Source organism: Sphingobium sp. 15-1 (genome assembly GCF_013375535.1).
Lineage (GTDB): Bacteria > Pseudomonadota > Alphaproteobacteria > Sphingomonadales > Sphingomonadaceae > Sphingobium > Sphingobium aromaticivastans.
In genome coordinates this window covers 293469-309568 of the sequence record NZ_JABXJG010000001.1, presented here as the reverse complement: position 1 = coordinate 309568, position 16100 = coordinate 293469, and the positions used below count along the sequence as shown (strand labels likewise).

14 protein-coding genes are annotated in these 16100 nt (G+C 65.6%); all 14 read right to left on the bottom strand.

Features of this window, described 5'->3' with window-relative positions; genetic code table 11:
- Positions 1–35: 35 nt before the first annotated feature.
- Positions 36–389 (bottom strand): putative quinol monooxygenase, encoded by a 354-nt coding sequence (locus HUK72_RS01415; RefSeq protein WP_176597689.1) that lies wholly within the window; start codon positions 387–389, stop codon positions 36–38.
- 121 nt (positions 390–510) lie between these two features.
- Complete coding sequence (gene recN, locus HUK72_RS01410) at positions 511–2175, bottom strand: DNA repair protein RecN (protein ID WP_176595201.1); 1665 nt, start codon at positions 2173–2175, stop codon at positions 511–513.
- Between the two features lie 146 nt (positions 2176–2321).
- Positions 2322–3107, bottom strand: a complete 786-nt coding sequence (locus tag HUK72_RS01405; RefSeq protein ID WP_176595200.1) for an outer membrane protein assembly factor BamD — start codon at positions 3105–3107, stop codon at positions 2322–2324.
- Between the two features lie 60 nt (positions 3108–3167).
- A complete protein-coding gene (locus HUK72_RS01400; protein ID WP_176595199.1) occupies positions 3168–4181 on the bottom strand; it encodes a sensor histidine kinase in 1014 nt (337 codons plus the stop codon).
- A 141-nt stretch (positions 4182–4322) separates the two neighbouring features.
- The gene (pnp, locus tag HUK72_RS01395; RefSeq protein ID WP_176595198.1) at positions 4323–6674 is read right to left on the bottom strand and encodes a polyribonucleotide nucleotidyltransferase; all 2352 of its coding nucleotides are present in this window, start codon (positions 6672–6674) and stop codon (positions 4323–4325) included.
- 288 nt (positions 6675–6962) lie between these two features.
- Positions 6963–7232, bottom strand: coding sequence for a 30S ribosomal protein S15 (rpsO, locus tag HUK72_RS01390; protein WP_022681215.1), 270 nt, complete (start codon positions 7230–7232; stop codon positions 6963–6965).
- Between the two features lie 19 nt (positions 7233–7251).
- Positions 7252–8181: a tRNA pseudouridine(55) synthase TruB gene (truB, locus tag HUK72_RS01385; RefSeq protein WP_176595197.1), complete on the bottom strand. Its 930-nt coding sequence runs from the start codon at positions 8179–8181 to the stop codon at positions 7252–7254.
- Positions 8182–8251: 70 nt separating this feature from the next.
- On the bottom strand, positions 8252–8833 hold the full coding sequence (locus tag HUK72_RS01380) for a thymidine kinase (RefSeq protein ID WP_176595196.1): 582 nt from the start codon (positions 8831–8833) through the stop codon (positions 8252–8254).
- Between the two features lie 11 nt (positions 8834–8844).
- On the bottom strand, positions 8845–9741 hold the full coding sequence (locus tag HUK72_RS01375) for an alpha/beta hydrolase (protein ID WP_176595195.1): 897 nt from the start codon (positions 9739–9741) through the stop codon (positions 8845–8847).
- 428 nt (positions 9742–10169) lie between these two features.
- Positions 10170–10571, bottom strand: a complete 402-nt coding sequence (rbfA, locus tag HUK72_RS01370) for a 30S ribosome-binding factor RbfA (protein ID WP_176595194.1) — start codon at positions 10569–10571, stop codon at positions 10170–10172.
- 208 nt (positions 10572–10779) lie between these two features.
- Positions 10780–13386, bottom strand: coding sequence for a translation initiation factor IF-2 (gene infB / locus HUK72_RS01365; RefSeq protein WP_176595193.1), 2607 nt, complete (start codon positions 13384–13386; stop codon positions 10780–10782).
- 74 nt (positions 13387–13460) lie between these two features.
- A complete protein-coding gene (locus HUK72_RS01360; protein WP_176595192.1) occupies positions 13461–14117 on the bottom strand; it encodes a DUF448 domain-containing protein in 657 nt (218 codons plus the stop codon).
- A gap of 165 nt (positions 14118–14282) precedes the next feature.
- Complete coding sequence (locus HUK72_RS01355) at positions 14283–14516, bottom strand: 4-oxalocrotonate tautomerase family protein (RefSeq protein WP_176595191.1); 234 nt, start codon at positions 14514–14516, stop codon at positions 14283–14285.
- 6 nt (positions 14517–14522) lie between these two features.
- Entirely contained in the window at positions 14523–16094 is a 1572-nt protein-coding gene (nusA, locus tag HUK72_RS01350; protein WP_176595190.1) for a transcription termination factor NusA, read from the bottom strand.
- Positions 16095–16100: the final 6 nt, after the last annotated feature.

Sequence of the window (16100 nt, the reverse complement as noted above, 5' to 3'; positions counted from 1 at the left end):
CCGCCGGGTAGCGTCAATTCTGGCGGTGTTGCATGTCAGACCCCCGCGACGGGCACGGTTTCGAAACGCTGGGGGAAGCCGGCGATGATCGGGCGGGCCTTGGCGATGGCGGCCCGGACGGCGGGGAGCTTGAGCGAGGCCATATGGCTTTCGCGGCTGTCCCAGACTTCGGTGATCCAGAGGGCGTCGGGATTGGCCGTGTCGAGCGCGATGACGTAGGAAAGGCAGCCGGGCATGGCGCCGGTCGCTTCCCGGAGAGTGCCGAGCAGTTCTTCGCGTTGGCCGGGCTGAGCGAGCATCTGGCCTATAAGGCCGAATTTGGGTTTTGCCTCCTGCGCGGCGGCGGGGATGGCGCTGGTTGCGAGGCTGGCGGCGGTCAGGGTGAGCATGTCGCGGCGGTTGAGGGACGTGGGGGAGCGTTGCGCATTTTCCCCTCCACCAGCCTTTGGCTGCTCCCCCTCCCCATCTGTCGGTGGGGAGGATTTTTTGTGTGCGCTCATCAGTCGCCTCCTACACTTTCTCCAGCAGCCTTTCCGCCTGGGCGCGCGCTTCCGCCGTGATCTCCGCGCCGGAGAGCATGCGGGCGATTTCCTCGCGGCGTTCGCCGTCGCTGAGCGCATGGACGCCAGTGCGGGTGACGGTGCCGTCGCTCGATTTGGCGATCAGCATATGGTCTGCGCCGCGTGCCGCCACTTGCGGGCTGTGAGTGACGACGAGGATCTGGTTGGTCCGCGACAGGCGGGACAGGCGCTCCCCGATGGCGGAGGCGACGGCGCCCCCTACCCCGCGGTCGATCTCGTCGAAGATCAGCGTGTCCGCGCCGCCCTGCTCCGCCAGCGCGACCTTGAGCGCGAGGATGAAGCGGGACAGTTCGCCACCGCTGGCGATCTTGACCAGCGGGGCGAAGGGCGCGCCGGGGTTGGTGGAGATTTCGAATTCCACCCGGTCCATGCCGTGGGCGCCCCATTGCCCCTCCTCCTGCGGCGCGACCACGGTGCGGAAGCGGGCGGCGTCCAGCTTCAGCGGGGCGAGTTCGGCGGCGACGGCGGCGTCGAGCTTTCCGGCCGCCATTTGGCGTTCGGCGGAGAGGGCCTGGGCGGCGGTGCGATAGGCGGCGGCCCTGCCCTTCACCTCGGCTTCGAGGGCGGCGAGATGTTCCTCTCCGCCTTCGATTGCGGCCAGTTTCGCGGCCATGTCGTCGCGCAGGGCGGCGAGATCGTCGGGCTGGACCTGATGTTTGCGGGCGAGGCCGCGCAGGTCGAACAGGCGGGTCTCTATGGCGTCGAGCCGGGCGGGATCGAAGCTGAGCGCTTCGGCGGCTTCGTTGAGGCGGTCCTCGGCTTCGCTCGCCTCGATCACGGCGCGGTCGAGGGCGGCGAGGACTTCGGCCAGCGGTTCATATTCACCGACGATGCGGTCGAGGCGGCGGGCGGCCTGGCGCAATTGGGCGAGCCCGCCGTCGGAGCCGGTGAAGCATTCGGTGACGGCGGAGAGGTCGTCGGAGAGGCGCGCGCCCTTCTGCATGGTGGCGCGCTCTTCGGCCAGCATCGCTTCCTCGCCGGGTTCGGGCACGAAGCGGGTGAGTTCTTCCACCGCATGGGTCAGGTAATCGCGGTCGCGGGCGGCGCTTTCGACGCTGGCGCGGCTTTCCGCGAGGCGGTCGGCGGCGGCGCGCCAGGCGTGATAGGCGTGGGCGACCGCGCCCGCATCGCAGCGGCCATAGGCATCGAGCAAGGCGCGATGGCCACGCGGGTTGAGCAGGCCGCGATCGTCATGCTGGCCGTGGATTTCGACCAGCGCGCTGCCAAGGTCGCGCAGCAGCGCCGCTGAGCAAGCCTGGTCGTTGACGAAGGCGCGGCTGCCGCCGTCGGCCTTGACCGTGCGACGGATGATGAGCGGCTCGCCCGGTTCCAGGTCGATGCCATTGTCCGCCAGCAGGTCGGTTGCGCGGTGATCGGTGCGGGGCGCCTCGAACGTGGCGGTGACGCTGGCCTGCGCCTCTCCGGTACGGACGAGGCCGCTGTCGGCGCGGGCGCCCAGCGCGAGGCCGAGCGAATCGAGCAGGATCGACTTGCCCGCCCCGGTCTCGCCGGTCAGCACGCCGAGGCCGGACCCGAAATCCAGGTCTAGCGCCTCGATCAGCACGACGTTGCGGATGGACAGGGCAGTCAGCAAAGGCGAGCGACTCCCCCCTCCCGCAGGCGGGAGGGGCCGGGGGTGGGTGCACCGCGCCAGCGGCGCTTCTTTCAACGCTAGGGCGGAACGCTCGCTTCGCTCGCGGCCCACCCCTAACCCCTCCCGCTTGCGGGAGGGGGACCAGATTATGCTTTATTGGGATGTTCGCGCATCAGCTTGTAGCTGCGCTCATACCATTTCGAACCCGGATAATTCTTGCCCAGCACGGCGGCCGCCTTCTGCGCTTCGGCGGGGATGCCGAGCGAGAGATAGCTTTCCACCAGACGCTCCAGCGCCTCGGGGGTGTGGGTGGTCGTCTGATATTTGTCGATCACCGTGCGGAAGCGCAGCGTGGCGGCCAGCCACTGGCCACGGCGCTGGTAGAAGCGGCCGATCTCCATCTCCTTGCCGGCAAGGTGGTCGTTGACGAGGTCGAGCTTCAACCGGGCATCGGCGGCATAGCGCGTGTCGGGATAGCGGCGGATCAGCTCGCCCAGCGCGTCCAGCGCTTGGCTCGTGATCTTCTGGTCGCGGGTGACGTCGGCAATCTGCTCATAATAGCAGAGGGCGATCAGATAATAAGCGTAGGGCGCGTCCTTGTTGCCGGTGTGGATCGACAGGAAGCGCTGCGCCGCGCCGATCGATTCCGGATAATCCTTGTTCATATAATAGCTGAAGGCGGACATGAGCTGCGCCCGGCGCGCCCAGGGCGAATAGGGGTGCTGGCGCTCCACCTCGTCGAACAGGGCGGCGGCGAGCTTGTATTGGCCGCGATCCAGCCGGTATTTGCCCGCATTATAGAGCGTGGACACGTCGCGCGCGACATATTGGGTGTCAGCCTTGTTCTTCGACGTGGCACATCCGGCGAGAAGTGCGGCAAGCAGAAGCGGTGCGGTAGCCGCGCCGATGCGCGTCATGGTTTTCGTCAGCATGGCCGGGTCATAGCCGAGCGAATGCGCCTCGCCAAGCGGCAGAATGGTGGGAGGGGGTCACTATGCGCGGCCGGGCAGGTCCAGCCGGGCCGTCGCGCCGCCCCGCGCCGAGGAACGGAGCGAGAAGCGCCCGTTCAACTGCTCCGCCAGCGCGTTGGAAATCCGAAGGCCCAGGCTCTGGTTGAAGCCGGGGTCGAAATCGGCCGCGAGTCCCTTGCCATCGTCGGTGACGTCCAGGGTGATCGCGCCGTCCGCGACGTTCAGGCCGATATGGATGCTGCCGGGGCGGTGCGGCAGGCCATGTTCGATCGCGTTGTTGACCGCTTCCGTGACGATCAGGGCCAGCGGCACGGCGATGTCGGGTTCGAGAATCAGGTCTTCCGGCGCGTCGATGTGCAGGGCGATGTCATCGCGGCCGCTCGCCTCCACCACATCGGCGGTCAATGTCATCAGGAAGGCGCGGATATTCTGGCCCTCGCCCGATGGGTTGTAGAGGGCGCGGCTGATGCGGCCGACCAGCGCCAGCCGGGCCGAGGCGTCGTCCAGCGCGCGGCGAGCCAGATCATGATCGACATGGCGCCGCTGGAGCGAGAGCATGGCGGCCACCACCTGGAGATTGTTGGATACGCGATGCTGGAGTTCGTGGAACAGCAATTCGCGGTTTTCCGCCAGGACGCGGCTGCGTTCGCGCTCCACCGCCAGGTTGAAATTCGCCTTCTGCATCAGATGGATCAGGGCGATGTCGACCGCGACGACGGCGCCGTAGAAGCATAGCGCGACGATCACGCTGGGATGGAAGGAGAAGTCCATGCGCGGCGGAATGAAGAAATACCAGGACAGCAGGCCGCAAAGCACGCCCGCATAGATGCCCGGCCGCACGCCGAACAGGAAGGACGACAGGATGACGGCGGGGAAGAAGGAAACGAAGGGATAGCCGACTGGCATGGCGATTTCCGCCGCGCTGCGGATCGCGAGCGCAGTCAGGCAGAAGGCCGTGGTCAGGACATAGGCTTGCCAGGGCCGTCGCAGGACAAGCGGCAGGCGCTCCACGAATCTTTCGTTCCTGCGCTGCATCTGTCCCCCCGAACCCTTTGTTACAATATCATAACTTCCACCGCTGCCAATTGATGGAAATCAGGAAAAGGGTCGACTCATCGAAAAAGGGCGCCCGGATGATCCGGACGCCCCTTTTCCTTCCGACCTATGCGGCCGCGATCAGTCCTGGGTCAGGAAGTCGGGCAGGCCGGCGTTGCCGCCATCATCGTCCCCGCCCCCATTACCACGGCCTTCGCTGCGCGGGCCACGGTCACGGCGCGGGCCGCGATCGCCGCCCCTGTCGCCACCGCGTCCGCCACGATCGCCGCCGTCACGGCGCGGGCCACGGCCGCGATCGCCCCGATCCCCACGACCTTCGCCGCGATCACCACGGGGTTCGCGGGGTTCGCGCGGCGGACGGGTGTCCTCCAGCTCCTCGCCGGTTTCCTGATCGACGACGCGCATCGACAGGCGAACCTTGCCGCGCGGGTCGATCTCGAGGACCTTGACCTTCACTTCCTGGCCTTCGGAGACGACATCGGTCGGCTTTTCGACGCGCTCATTCTTCATTTCGGAGACGTGGACGAGGCCGTCCTTGCCGCCCATGAAATTCACGAACGCACCGAAGTCGACGATGTTGACGACCTTGCCGGTGTAGATCTTGCCGACTTCCGCTTCCTCGACGATGCCGAGAATCCACTTCTTGGCGGCTTCGATCTGGGCGATGTCGGACGAGCTGATCTTGATGATGCCCTCGTCGTCGATATCGACCTTGGCGCCGGTTTCCGCGACGATCTCACGGATGACCTTGCCGCCGGTGCCGATGACGTCGCGGATCTTCGACTTGTCGATCTGGATCGTCTCGATGCGCGGGGCGTGCGCCGACAATTCGGTGCGGGTCGAGGACAGCGCCTTGCTCATCTCACCCAGGATATGGGCGCGGCCTTCCTTGGCCTGACGCAGCGCGACTTCGAAGATTTCCTGCGTGATGCCGGCAACCTTGATGTCCATCTGCATGGTGGTGATGCCCGCTTCGGTACCGGCCACCTTGAAGTCCATGTCGCCCAGATGATCCTCGTCGCCCAGAATGTCGCTGAGGACAGCGAATTTGGAGCCTTCCAGGATCAGGCCCATGGCGATGCCCGACACCGGACGCTTCAGCGGAACGCCCGCGTCCATCATCGAGAGCGAACCGCCGCAGACCGTCGCCATCGAGGACGAGCCGTTGGACTCGGTGATGTCGGACAGAACGCGGATGGTGTAGGGGAACTCGTCCTTGGTCGGCAGGACCGGGTGCAGCGCGCGCCATGCCAGCTTGCCATGGCCGACTTCGCGACGGCCCGGCGCGCCGAAGCGACCGACTTCACCGACCGAATAGGGCGGGAAGTTATAGTGCAGCATGAAGCTTTCATAATGAACGCCGGTCAGGCCGTCGATCATCTGCTCGGCGTCCTTGGTGCCCAGCGTGGTGGTGCAGATCGACTGCGTCTCGCCACGGGTGAACAGGGCCGAACCATGGGTACGCGGCAGGAAGCCGACCATCGCCTCGATCGGGCGGATCTGCGTCGTGGTGCGGCCGTCGATGCGCTTGCCGTCCTTCAGGATGGCGCCGCGGACGATTTCGGCTTCCAGCTTCTTGGTGAGCTTGATGCCGGCCATGACGGTCTGGGCATCGAGGCCGTCGGCCGCGAACTGGGCCTTCGCCTTGGCGCGGGCTTCGTTGAGCGCGTTGGAGCGGGCCGACTTGTCGGTCAGCTTGTAGGCGGCGGTGATGTCCTTGCCGATCAGCTTCTTGAGCTTCTTCTTGAGGTCATCCAGATCATCGCCCTTGGCGACGTCCCACGGGTCCTTCGCGGCCTTTTCAGCGAGGTCGATGATCGCGTTGACGATCTTCTTGCTGGCTTCGTGGGCGAACAGGACGGCGCCGAGCATGACGTCTTCCGACAGTTCCTTGGCTTCGGATTCGACCATCATCACGGCATTGCCGGTGGCGGCGACGACCAGGTCGAGTTCGCCGGTCTTCACTTCGTCCAGCGACGGATTGAGCTGATATTCGCCATCCTTGTAGCCGACGCGGGCAGCGCCGATCGGGCCAAGGAAGGGAACGCCCGACAGGGTCAGCGCGGCCGAAGCGGCGATCATCGCGACGATGTCCGGCTCGCTTTCGCCATCGAAGCTCAGAACCTGAGCGATGACGTTGATTTCGTTGTAGAAACCTTCGGGGAACAGCGGGCGGACCGGACGGTCGATCAGGCGGGAAACCAGCGTTTCCTTTTCCGTCGCGCCACGCTCACGCTTGAAGAAGCCGCCCGGAATGCGACCGGCGGCCGAATATTTTTCCTGATAGTGGACGGTCAGCGGGAAGAAATCCTGTCCTTCCTTCACCGACTTGGCGGCGGTCACGGCGCACAGCACCACCGTCTCGCCATAGGTCGCCAGCACGGCGGCGTCGGCCTGACGCGCAATACGGCCGGTTTCGAGCGTGAGGGTCTTGCCGCCCAGCTCGATTGATACCTTCTTTACATCGAACATTGGTTTTTTCCTTCGCCCGCCTGGCCCTATTGCCGGGCGGGGCCTGTGTTGCGCGCTATCCGGCACGCGGCGGTTTCGGAGCATCGTGTGGCTCCGGTTTCGAGGGATTGCGCCGGATTGCACAACCTCCCCAGCATCGTGTTCCTGCGACCCGAAGGGCGGCGATAGCCAACGCAGGAACCCAGTTCGGACCTTGGAACTGGGCTCCTGCCTACGCAGGAGCACGGCAGCTCCAAACCCCAGAATCGGAAACGGCCCCGCTGGGGGGCCGTCCCTTCTTTAGCAGACTTACTTACGCAGGCCCAGCTTGGCGATGAGGTCGGTGTACCGCGCCCCATCCTTCTTCTTCAGATAGTCCAGCAGCGAACGGCGCTTGTTGACCAGCATCAGCAGGCCGCGACGGCTGTGGTTATCCTTGTGGTGACCCTTGAAATGCTCGGTCAGGTTCGAAATGCGCTCCGAAAGGATCGCAACCTGGACTTCCGGCGAACCGGTGTCGCCTTCGGCGCGGGCATGTTCCTTGATCAGCGCTTCCTTGCGCTCAGCAGTAATCGACATCGGCTTCCTTTCATAACATCTAGAGATTGAAGCCGCGCACCACCCGGATTTCCCTAAGGGTTTCTGGGCCACTGGACTCCACCAGCGCGACGGGCACATCACCCTCCATCGCCAGCATGAGACCGGTATGCGGTTTCCCGACCAGCACCTTCCCCTGTCGGAGAGCCAGCGCTTCATCGGGAGAGACTGCAAGAGCCGGGATGTCGTCCAGCCCTGCGGTCAACGGCAGCATAAGACCACCGAAGCCGCCGCCCCTAGCAGCTTCGTCCAATTTGTCCAGCGAAATCGCGGATTCCAGGGTGAAAGGACCGGCCTTGACGCGGCGGAGCATGGTGACATGGCCGACCGTGCCCAGCGCGAGCGCGATGTCGCGGGCGAGGGAGCGGATATAGGTGCCCTTGGAAACATGGGCGCGGAGGGTGATTTCGTTGATCTCTGCTCTGCCATCCTCCTCTCCAGGCTTCGCTAGCCCCTGGGGCGAGGATAGGGTGAGGTCATGGATCGTCACGCTCCGCCTCTTCATCTCGACCTCCTCCCCCTTGCGGGCGAGGTCGTAGGCGCGTTGACCGTCGATCAGGATGGCGGAATAAGCCGGGGGAGCCTGCTCGATCGGGCCTGTGAAGCGGGGCAATATCGCCTCCACATCCGACAGCGTCGGGCGATGGTCGCTGGTGGCGATTTCCTTGCCTTCCAGGTCCAGCGTATCGGTCTGGACGCCGAAGCCTATGGTGAAATCGTAGATCTTGTCGCTGTCCAGCATCCGTCCGGCAAGCTTGGTCGCTTCCCCGATCGCCACCGGCAGCACGCCGGTCGCCAGGGGATCGAGCGTGCCGCCATGGCCGACCTTCCACTTGCCCGCGCCACTCTGGCGCAGCGCGCGCTTCACCGCGCTCACCGCCTGGGTGGAACCAAGGCCATGGGGTTTGTCGAGGATGATCCAGCCGTGCATGGCGGCGCGCTCTAGCCGTCCGATGGCCTGTTGTCAGCCCTTGTTGGGCCGCACGGCATCTGACAACGGGTCAATGGCCGGAGCGCCGTTCCACGAAATGGCGGCGGCAGAGCGCGACATAACGGTCATTGCCGCCGATTTCGGTCTGCTCGCCTTCGCGGATCGGGCGCCCCTGCGCATCGACGCGCAGGTTCATGATCGCCTTGCGCCCGCAATCGCAGATCGTCTTGATCTCGGTCAGCGTGTCGGCCAGGCCGAGCAACGCCGCGCTGCCGCCGAATAATTGCCCCTGGAAATCCGTGCGGATGCCATAGCAGAGCACCGGAATGCTGAGCCGGTCGCACACCGCCGCAAGCTGCCACACCTGATCTTCGCTCAAAAATTGCGCTTCATCGATCAGCACGCAGGACAGGGCCGTCAGCCCGTGCTGGACGGCAATGGCGGCGAACAGATCGGTATCGGCGCCGAACAGATGCGCCTGGGCCTCCAGCCCGATGCGCGAGACGATCCGGCCCTGGCCGTAGCGGTCATCGATCGCGGCGGTCCAGAGCATGGTTTGCATGCCGCGCTCGCGATAGTTGAAGCTGGATTGCAGCAGGGTCGTCGATTTGCCCGCATTCATCGAGCTATAATAGAAATAGAGCTTGGCCATCGGCGTGGCTTTCAACGCGCCAGAGGCGCGATCTGCTTGAGGAAGCGGACCAGCGCGTCGGCCAGGGCGATGCGCTTGTCGGAGAAGCTGTGGTCGGTCGGCCAGACCATCAGCCGCGTGTCCGGATTGGCGGACTGCGCGTCGGCAGTGACCTTGCGCGCCATGGCGCCGATGCCGCGCTCCGCCCCGATGATGGTGAGCGGGCGGCGGCCATAGCCGACCAATTGACGGCCAAGGTCGAATTTCTCGGTCTTGCCCCGGATTTCGGCAGTCAGGCTGTCATAGCTGGCGCCTTGCAGGGGTGGCAGGTCGCTGGCGACTTCGGCTTTCCAGGCGGCCTCGCCCTGCGGGGTCGAGAGGGCGGCGACGGTTTCGGCCGGGTCCCACGGGTCGATCAGGAACAGGCCAGCGACACGGGGTTCGGCGGCGGCGACATCGGCGGCCATGAAGCCGCCCATGCTGTGGCCCACGACCACGATGGCGCTGGTGTCGATGCGATATTTGGCGACGGCGGCGGATTGCTGAAGATATTGCAACGCGTTCCACGCATCTTCCGAGGCGTGGGTGAAGGAGAAGCTGCCGGGGCTGCCCCAGGAGCCGCGATAGTGGAGGGTCAGGACATTCCATCCGGCGCGGCGGGCGGCCTGGGCGAGATCGAGATTCTGCTCATTGCCGGGGAAGCCGTGGAGGAGGAGCAAAGTCGGGTGAAGGCCCGAACCGGCGGCGGTGTAGAGGACCGCGTTGAGCGCGCCGTCTTCCGAGGGGATGGTGAAGGCGCTCATGCCGGCGGGATAGGCGGCGTCGGGAGCCGGATCGGTGGTGACGGCGGGGTGGACCGGCGCTTCCTTGGCGGCGGCGGGCGTGGCCAGGGCCAAAAGCGCGGTTGCGACTATGCCGGTTCTTTTCATCAGCCCTGCCCCTTGCCTTGCCTGCGGGAGAGACGCTGTTAGCCGGGCTGCGCCGTCGCGTCGATGGGATAGAAGGGTGAAGATGCTTCCATGATCCGAGAGGCGGTGCGAATTAAGGTTATAAATATGGGATGATGTATGGGAGTTTGGCTTCGAGACGGAAAATTGGGCGGAGAGCGGATAGTCTGAGTGCGGCCCTCTCCCTAGGCCACGCCGTGCTCCTGCGAAGGCACTCGAACGAGACGAGTGGCTCGCGAGAGTCCAGTTCAGACGGTGCGATGATCCATTATAGGGCGGGACTGGGCTCCTGCCTTCGCAGGAGCACCGCGCGCTTAATGGCTGAGAGTGGCCATCTCAGGCCAAATCTCCACGCGCCTTAGATTCCTACATTAGCTTGCACCGCTTGCCAGATTAGGGAAGCGGCGCGCTTATTCGTCCTCGCCCTCGGGCTGCTCCAGATCTGGGGCGACCTTGGGGTCGCGGAGCAGCTTGTCGATATGGCTGCCTTCGTCGAAGCTCTCATCCGCGAGGAATTTGAGCCTGGCAGCATATTTCAGGCGGACGCGGGTCGCGACTTCGCGCTGGAGATAGGCGGTGTTCGTGCGCAGCGCCTTCAGCACCGCCTCTTCATCCTGGCCGAGCAGCGATTTGATGAAGACGGTCGCATGGCGCAGGTCGGGGGACATGCGGACTTCGGTGACGCTCACCACATGATTGGCGAGGACGTCATCATGCACGTCGCCGCGCTGGAGGATGTCGGACAGGACATGGCGCACCTGTTCGCCCACGCGGAGGAGGCGGACGGAGGGGCCTTCGGATTGTTGGGCCATAGCCTAAATCTCCCCCCTCCCGCGGGCGGGAGGGTGTTTTGGGTCGGTCAAGCCCCCGGCTTGACCTAAACAGCGCAAGGCGCTGTTTACCCAAAACCGGGGTGGGTGCGACTGCGGTGGCAATCGCTTCTGGGGCCAGGCCCGAGGCTCGCTTCGCTCGCGCCCACCCCTAACCCCTCCCGCTTGCGGGAGGGGGACTTTGACTGTGTTAGAGCGTGCGGGCGCGTTCCTCGACCTCGAACAGTTCCAGCGTGTCGCCGGGCTTGATGTCGTTCGTGTCCTGAAGGACCGCACCGCACTCCATGCCGGCGCGGACTTCGGAAACGTCGTCCTTGAAGCGGCGGAGCGAGGCGATGTGGGTGCGCGACACGATGACGTCGTCGCGGGTAAGGCGCGCCGACAGACCCTTGCGGATGATGCCGTCGAGGACGAGGAGCCCTGCCGCCTTGTCCTTCTTGCCCGCCGGGAAGACCTGAAGCACCTCGGCGCGGCCGACGATGGTTTCGATGCGTTCCGGCGCGAGCTGGCCCGCCATTTCGCCGCGAACCTCTTCGAGCAGGTCGTAGATCACGTCATAGTAGCGCAGCGAGATCTTCTCGCGCTCCGCCAACTGACGCGCCTTGGCGTTGGGACGGACATTGAAGCCGATCAGCGGCGCGCGGCTGGCGGCGGCCAGCGTGACGTCGCTTTCGGTGATCGCGCCGACGCCCGAATGCAGGATGCGGACCTTGATCTCGTCGGTCGAGATGCGGTTCAGCGACGACACGATCGCTTCGACGGACCCCTGCACGTCGCCCTTCACCACCACCGGATATTCGATGACGGTGGTGTTCAGTGCCGAGAACATATGTTCAAAGCTGGTCGGGGCGGCCGTGGTGCGCTTCTTGGTCGCTTGTTCCTGACGGTAGGCGGCGACTTCGCGGGCGCGGGCCTCATTCTCGACCACGGTGAGCTGATCGCCCGCCAGCGGAACGCCCGACAGACCCAGAACCTCGACCGGGGTCGAGGGACCAGCGGTCTTCACATTCTGGCCCTTGTCGTTGATGAGGGCGCGAACCTTGCCGCTTTCGGCGCCGATGACGAAGGTGTCGCCCACCTTCAGCGTGCCCTTGCGGACCAGCACGGTGGCGACAGCGCCGCGGCCCTTGTCGAGCTGCGCCTCAATCACATTGCCTTCGGCCTGGCGATCGGGGTTGGCGGTCAGTTCCATGACTTCGGCCTGGAGCAGAATCTTCTCGATCAGCTCGTCCAGACCCGTCTTCTTGAGCGCGGAAACCTCCACGTCCTGGACGTCGCCGCCCATATCCTCGACCACGATTTCCTCGCTCAGCAGGCGCTCGCGCACCTTCTGCGGATTGGCTTCGGGCTTGTCGCACTTGTTGATCGCCACGATCATCGGGACGCCAGCCGCCTTGGTGTGGTTGATGGCTTCGATGGTCTGCGGCATCAGCCCGTCATCGGCCGCCACCACCAGGATGACGATGTCGGTGACGTTGGCGCCGCGCGCACGCATTTCCGAGAAGGCCTCGTGGCCCGGCGTGTCGAGGAAGGTGATGACGTCGCCCGACTTGGTCGTCACCTGATAGGCGCCGATATGCTGGGTAATGCCGCCGCTTTCGCCCGCGACCACATCGGTCCCGCGCAACGCGTCGAGCAGCGAGGTCTTGCCGTGGTCGACATGGCCCATGATGGTCACGACCGGCGCGCGAGGCTTCAGCGTTTCGGGCGCGTCGACCTCGCCGTCCATGCCGATTTCGACGTCGGCGTCGGACACGCGCTGGATGCGGTGGCCGAATTCCTCGACCAGCAGCTCCGCCGTATCCTGATCGATCGGCTGGTTGAGCGTGACGGCGGTGCCCATCTTGAACAGGGCCTTCACCAAGTCCGCGCCCTTTTCGGCCATGCGGTTGGCGAGTTCCTGAACGGTGATGCTTTCCGGCACCACCACGTCGCGGCTCTGCTTTTCGCGGGGCTGGCTACCACCGGAATAATGGGCGCGGCGTTCCTTTTCGCGGGCGCGCTTAAGCGCCGCAAGGCTGCGGGCGCGGGCGCTGTCGTCATCTGACAAAGCGCGGGTGACGGTCAGCTTGCCGGCCTGGCGGCGATTGTCGTCGCCGCGCTTGGCGCGATCGGGCTTGGCCGGTTCGGGGCGCTTGACCGGCGCGACCGGCGTGAAACGGCGCGGCGGCGGCATGGCGCCGGTCGTCACGGCCGGCTTCTGCTCGGCGGCGGGCGCCGCATCCTCGGCCGTGGGGGCGGCCTCGGCGGCTGGTTCCGGCGCGGCGGGGGCCTTGGCGGCATCCTCGGCGGCCCTGGCCTGTTCCTCGACCTGGCGCGCAGCCTCCACCTCGGCGGCTTCGGCGGCCACGCGATTTTCCTCGGCGCGGCGCTTTTCCTCCTCGGTCGCGGCGAGGCGCTGGGCGTCCTCGCGGCGGCGGGCGTCTTCCAGCGCGGTCATGCGGGCTTCTTCCGCCTCGCGCAGCAGCTTCGCCTGCAATTCCTGACGCGACATCAGGCTCTGCGGCGGGGCCGGGCGCGCAGGGGCGGCGGGCTGCGGCGCGCGAGTCTGCTGCGGCGCGGGCGCGGGCGCTGCCGGAGCGGCGGCGGGCGCGGGCGTGGGATCGGCCTGCGGCTCAGGCGCAGCGTGACCGGCTTCGCCCGGCTTGCCCAGGATGCGGCGCCGCTTCACCTCAACCACGACCGTATTCTTGCGGCCATGGCTGAACTGCTGCTGCACCTGACCGGACTCGACCGTGCGCTTGATCCCCAGCGGCTTGCGGCCCAGAACCGGCTTGTCTTCCTTGCTGTCACTCATACGACTGAACTATACCCTTCACATCAACCCGGCCGGTAAGGCCCGCCGGCGCCTTCATATTCCAACAGCTTGCGTCAGGCGCCCAGCGCACCAGCGGAGTCCCGCTCCCCATGCACCGGCGCCCCGTTAGCGCAACCCAGATAGCTTTCCAAGCGGCCTATGGCCGCACGCAGACGCGACGCCGCACGCGAGTCGGTCACTGCGATATGGACGACATTGTCCCGCCCCATTGCCATAGATAGGGCGTGTCGGTCCACAGGCAAGACGATGCCCGCCAAATCGGTGCCTTCCGCCTCCTGTCCGACGCGCAGAGCCTGATCGAGCTTGCGGTTGCCGTCGGCGGCCGCGTCGGCGGCGTGGAGCAGCAGCGTGACGTCGCCCTTGCGGCAGGCGACATCGATCTTTTCGGAGCCGGTCAGGACCATGGACGCCTTCGCCTCCAGACCGAGGCGGTCGAGCAGAGCCTTGCGCAAGCCGTCCTCGATCAGCGCAGGCAGCGTGTCGGGGATGTGCAGCTCGCCAGTCTTGAAGGCGCGGGCGAGCGCGCCCTTGAGTTTGCCCTTGGCGAGAGCCTGCTCCAGTTCCGGGCGGGATACGCCGATCCAGGCGCCGCGGCCGGGCGCCTTGGCGCGGATGTCGGGCAGGATTTCGCCGTTCGGACCGCAGGCGAGCCGGACCAGATGGTCCGGATCGGCGCGGTCGCCGGAGAGGATGCATTTGCGTTCGGTCATGCCACACCTTCCCCACAAGCGGCCGTGTTCCTGCGGAGGCAGGAACCCAGTTCTACCGTAGCGAGAACGCGCAAGCTCGGAACTGGGCTCTTACGAGCCACTCGTCTCGTGCGAGTGCCTTCGCAGGAGCACGTTTCCCGAACGGCGATGTTGGAGCTTAACCTCTCATCGGGAAGTGACCGCAGCATGGGCGTCCTCCCCTGCTTTGAGCGCATCGCGGTCAGCTATGAGCTGACCACCCGCGCCGTAATTTTCCGTCGAAATCTCGGAAATCACCACCTGGACGGCAGCGGGCGACTTCCCGAGACGCTCGACGAGCGACCGGGTGACGTCAGCGACGATGGCCGCCTTCTGCTCTTTGGTGGCGTTTCCGGCCAGACGGATGTCGACGAAGGGCATCTGGGCTTACGCTTCCTCGTCTTCGAACCAGTGGGCACGGGCGGCCATGATGATCTCATTGCCCTGCTCTTCGTTCAGGCCATATTCGGCCAGGATGCCGCCCTTGTCCTCGTCCTTATTCTCGCGGCGGCGGCGCTGGTCGACGCGCTTCTTCGCGATCAGCTCGTCAGTGGCGAGGTCGGCCAGATCGTCGAGCGTCTTGATGCCCGCCTTGCCCAGCGTCACCAGCATGGCTTCGGTGAGGTGCGGCATGTCGGCCAGCGCATCCTCGACGCCCAGCGCCTGACGCTCCTCGCGGGCAGCGGCTTCGCGGCGGTCCAGCGCTTCCTGGGCGCGGCTTTGCAGCTCCTGCGCCAGTTCCTCGTCAAAGCCTTCGATCGCGGCCAGTTCGTCGATGCCGACATAGGCCACTTCCTCCAGCTCGCCAAAGCCTTCGGCCACCAGCAACTGCGAGAGGGTTTCGTCCACGTCCAGCTCATTCTGGAACATTTCGGAGCGGGAGACGAATTCCTTCTGGCGCTTCTCGGACGCGTCGGCCTCCGTCATGATGTCGATCGCCTTGCCGGTGAGCTGGCTGGCGAGGCGGACATTCTGGCCGCGGCGGCCGATGGCGAGCGAGAGCTGATCGTCGGGAACGACGACTTCGATGCGCTCCTCTTCCTCATCGATGACGACGCGAGCGACCTGCGCGGGCTGGAGCGCGTTGACGACGAAGGTCGCCGTATCTTCCGACCAGGGGATGATGTCGATCTTCTCGCCCTGCATTTCCTGCACGACGGCCTGCACGCGGCTGCCCTTCATGCCGACGCAGGCGCCGACCGGGTCGATGCTCGAATCGCGGCTGATGACGCCGATCTTGGCGCGGCTGCCCGGATCGCGGGCGGCGGCCTTGATCTCGATCACGCCGTCATAGATTTCGGGCACTTCCTGCGCGAACAGCTTCTTCATGAATTCGGGGTGGGCGCGGCTGAGGAAAATCTGCGGACCGCGATTTTCGCGGCGCACGTTCAGGATCACCGAGCGGATGCGGTCGCCCACGCGGACGACTTCGCGGGGAATCTGCTGATCGCGGCGGATGACGCCCTCGGCGCGGCCCAGGTTCACGACGACATGGCCGAATTCGACGGACTTGACGACGCCGGTGATGATCTCACCCACGCGGTCCTTGAATTCCTCATGCTGGCGCTCGCGCTCGGCGTCGCGGACCTTTTGGAAGATCACCTGCTTGGCCGACTGGGCGTCGATGCGGCCCAGATCGATCGGGGGCAGCGGGTCGACGATGAAGTCACCGATCACGGCGTCCTTCTTCAGCTTCTGCGCCTGACGCAGATCGACCTGCTTGAAATAATCGTCGACCGCCTCGACCACCTCCACGACGCGCCACAGGCGCAGGTCGCCGGTGTCCGGGTCCAATTTCGCGCGAATGTCATTCTCGGCGCCATAGCGGGCGCGGGCGGCGCGCTGGATCGCATCCTCCATCGCCTCGATGACGATGGCCTTGTCGATCATCTTTTCGCTGGCCACCGAATTGGCAATGGCGAGCAGCTCGGCCTTGTTGGCGGAAATGGCGTTGGCCATGATCGT

What these genes read in the sequence shown, in the direction of transcription:
- HUK72_RS01415 (WP_176597689.1), bottom strand. Translation starts at nt 389, where the DNA reads ATGCTCACCCTGACCGCCGCCAGCCTCGCAACCAGCGCCATCCCCGCC.
- HUK72_RS01405 (WP_176595200.1), bottom strand. Translation starts at nt 3,107, where the DNA reads ATGCTGACGAAAACCATGACGCGCATCGGCGCGGCTACCGCACCGCTT.
- HUK72_RS01400 (WP_176595199.1), bottom strand. Translation starts at nt 4,181, where the DNA reads ATGCAGCGCAGGAACGAAAGATTCGTGGAGCGCCTGCCGCTTGTCCTG.
- pnp (WP_176595198.1), bottom strand. Translation starts at nt 6,674, where the DNA reads ATGTTCGATGTAAAGAAGGTATCAATCGAGCTGGGCGGCAAGACCCTC.
- rpsO (WP_022681215.1), bottom strand. Translation starts at nt 7,232, where the DNA reads ATGTCGATTACTGCTGAGCGCAAGGAAGCGCTGATCAAGGAACATGCC.
- truB (WP_176595197.1), bottom strand. Translation starts at nt 8,181, where the DNA reads ATGCACGGCTGGATCATCCTCGACAAACCCCATGGCCTTGGTTCCACC.
- HUK72_RS01380 (WP_176595196.1), bottom strand. Translation starts at nt 8,833, where the DNA reads ATGGCCAAGCTCTATTTCTATTATAGCTCGATGAATGCGGGCAAATCG.
- HUK72_RS01375 (WP_176595195.1), bottom strand. Translation starts at nt 9,741, where the DNA reads ATGAAAAGAACCGGCATAGTCGCAACCGCGCTTTTGGCCCTGGCCACG.
- rbfA (WP_176595194.1), bottom strand. Translation starts at nt 10,571, where the DNA reads ATGGCCCAACAATCCGAAGGCCCCTCCGTCCGCCTCCTCCGCGTGGGC.
- infB (WP_176595193.1), bottom strand. Translation starts at nt 13,386, where the DNA reads ATGAGTGACAGCAAGGAAGACAAGCCGGTTCTGGGCCGCAAGCCGCTG.
- HUK72_RS01360 (WP_176595192.1), bottom strand. Translation starts at nt 14,117, where the DNA reads ATGACCGAACGCAAATGCATCCTCTCCGGCGACCGCGCCGATCCGGAC.
- HUK72_RS01355 (WP_176595191.1), bottom strand. Translation starts at nt 14,516, where the DNA reads ATGCCCTTCGTCGACATCCGTCTGGCCGGAAACGCCACCAAAGAGCAG.
- nusA (WP_176595190.1), bottom strand. Translation starts at nt 16,094, where the DNA reads ATGGCCAACGCCATTTCCGCCAACAAGGCCGAGCTGCTCGCCATTGCC.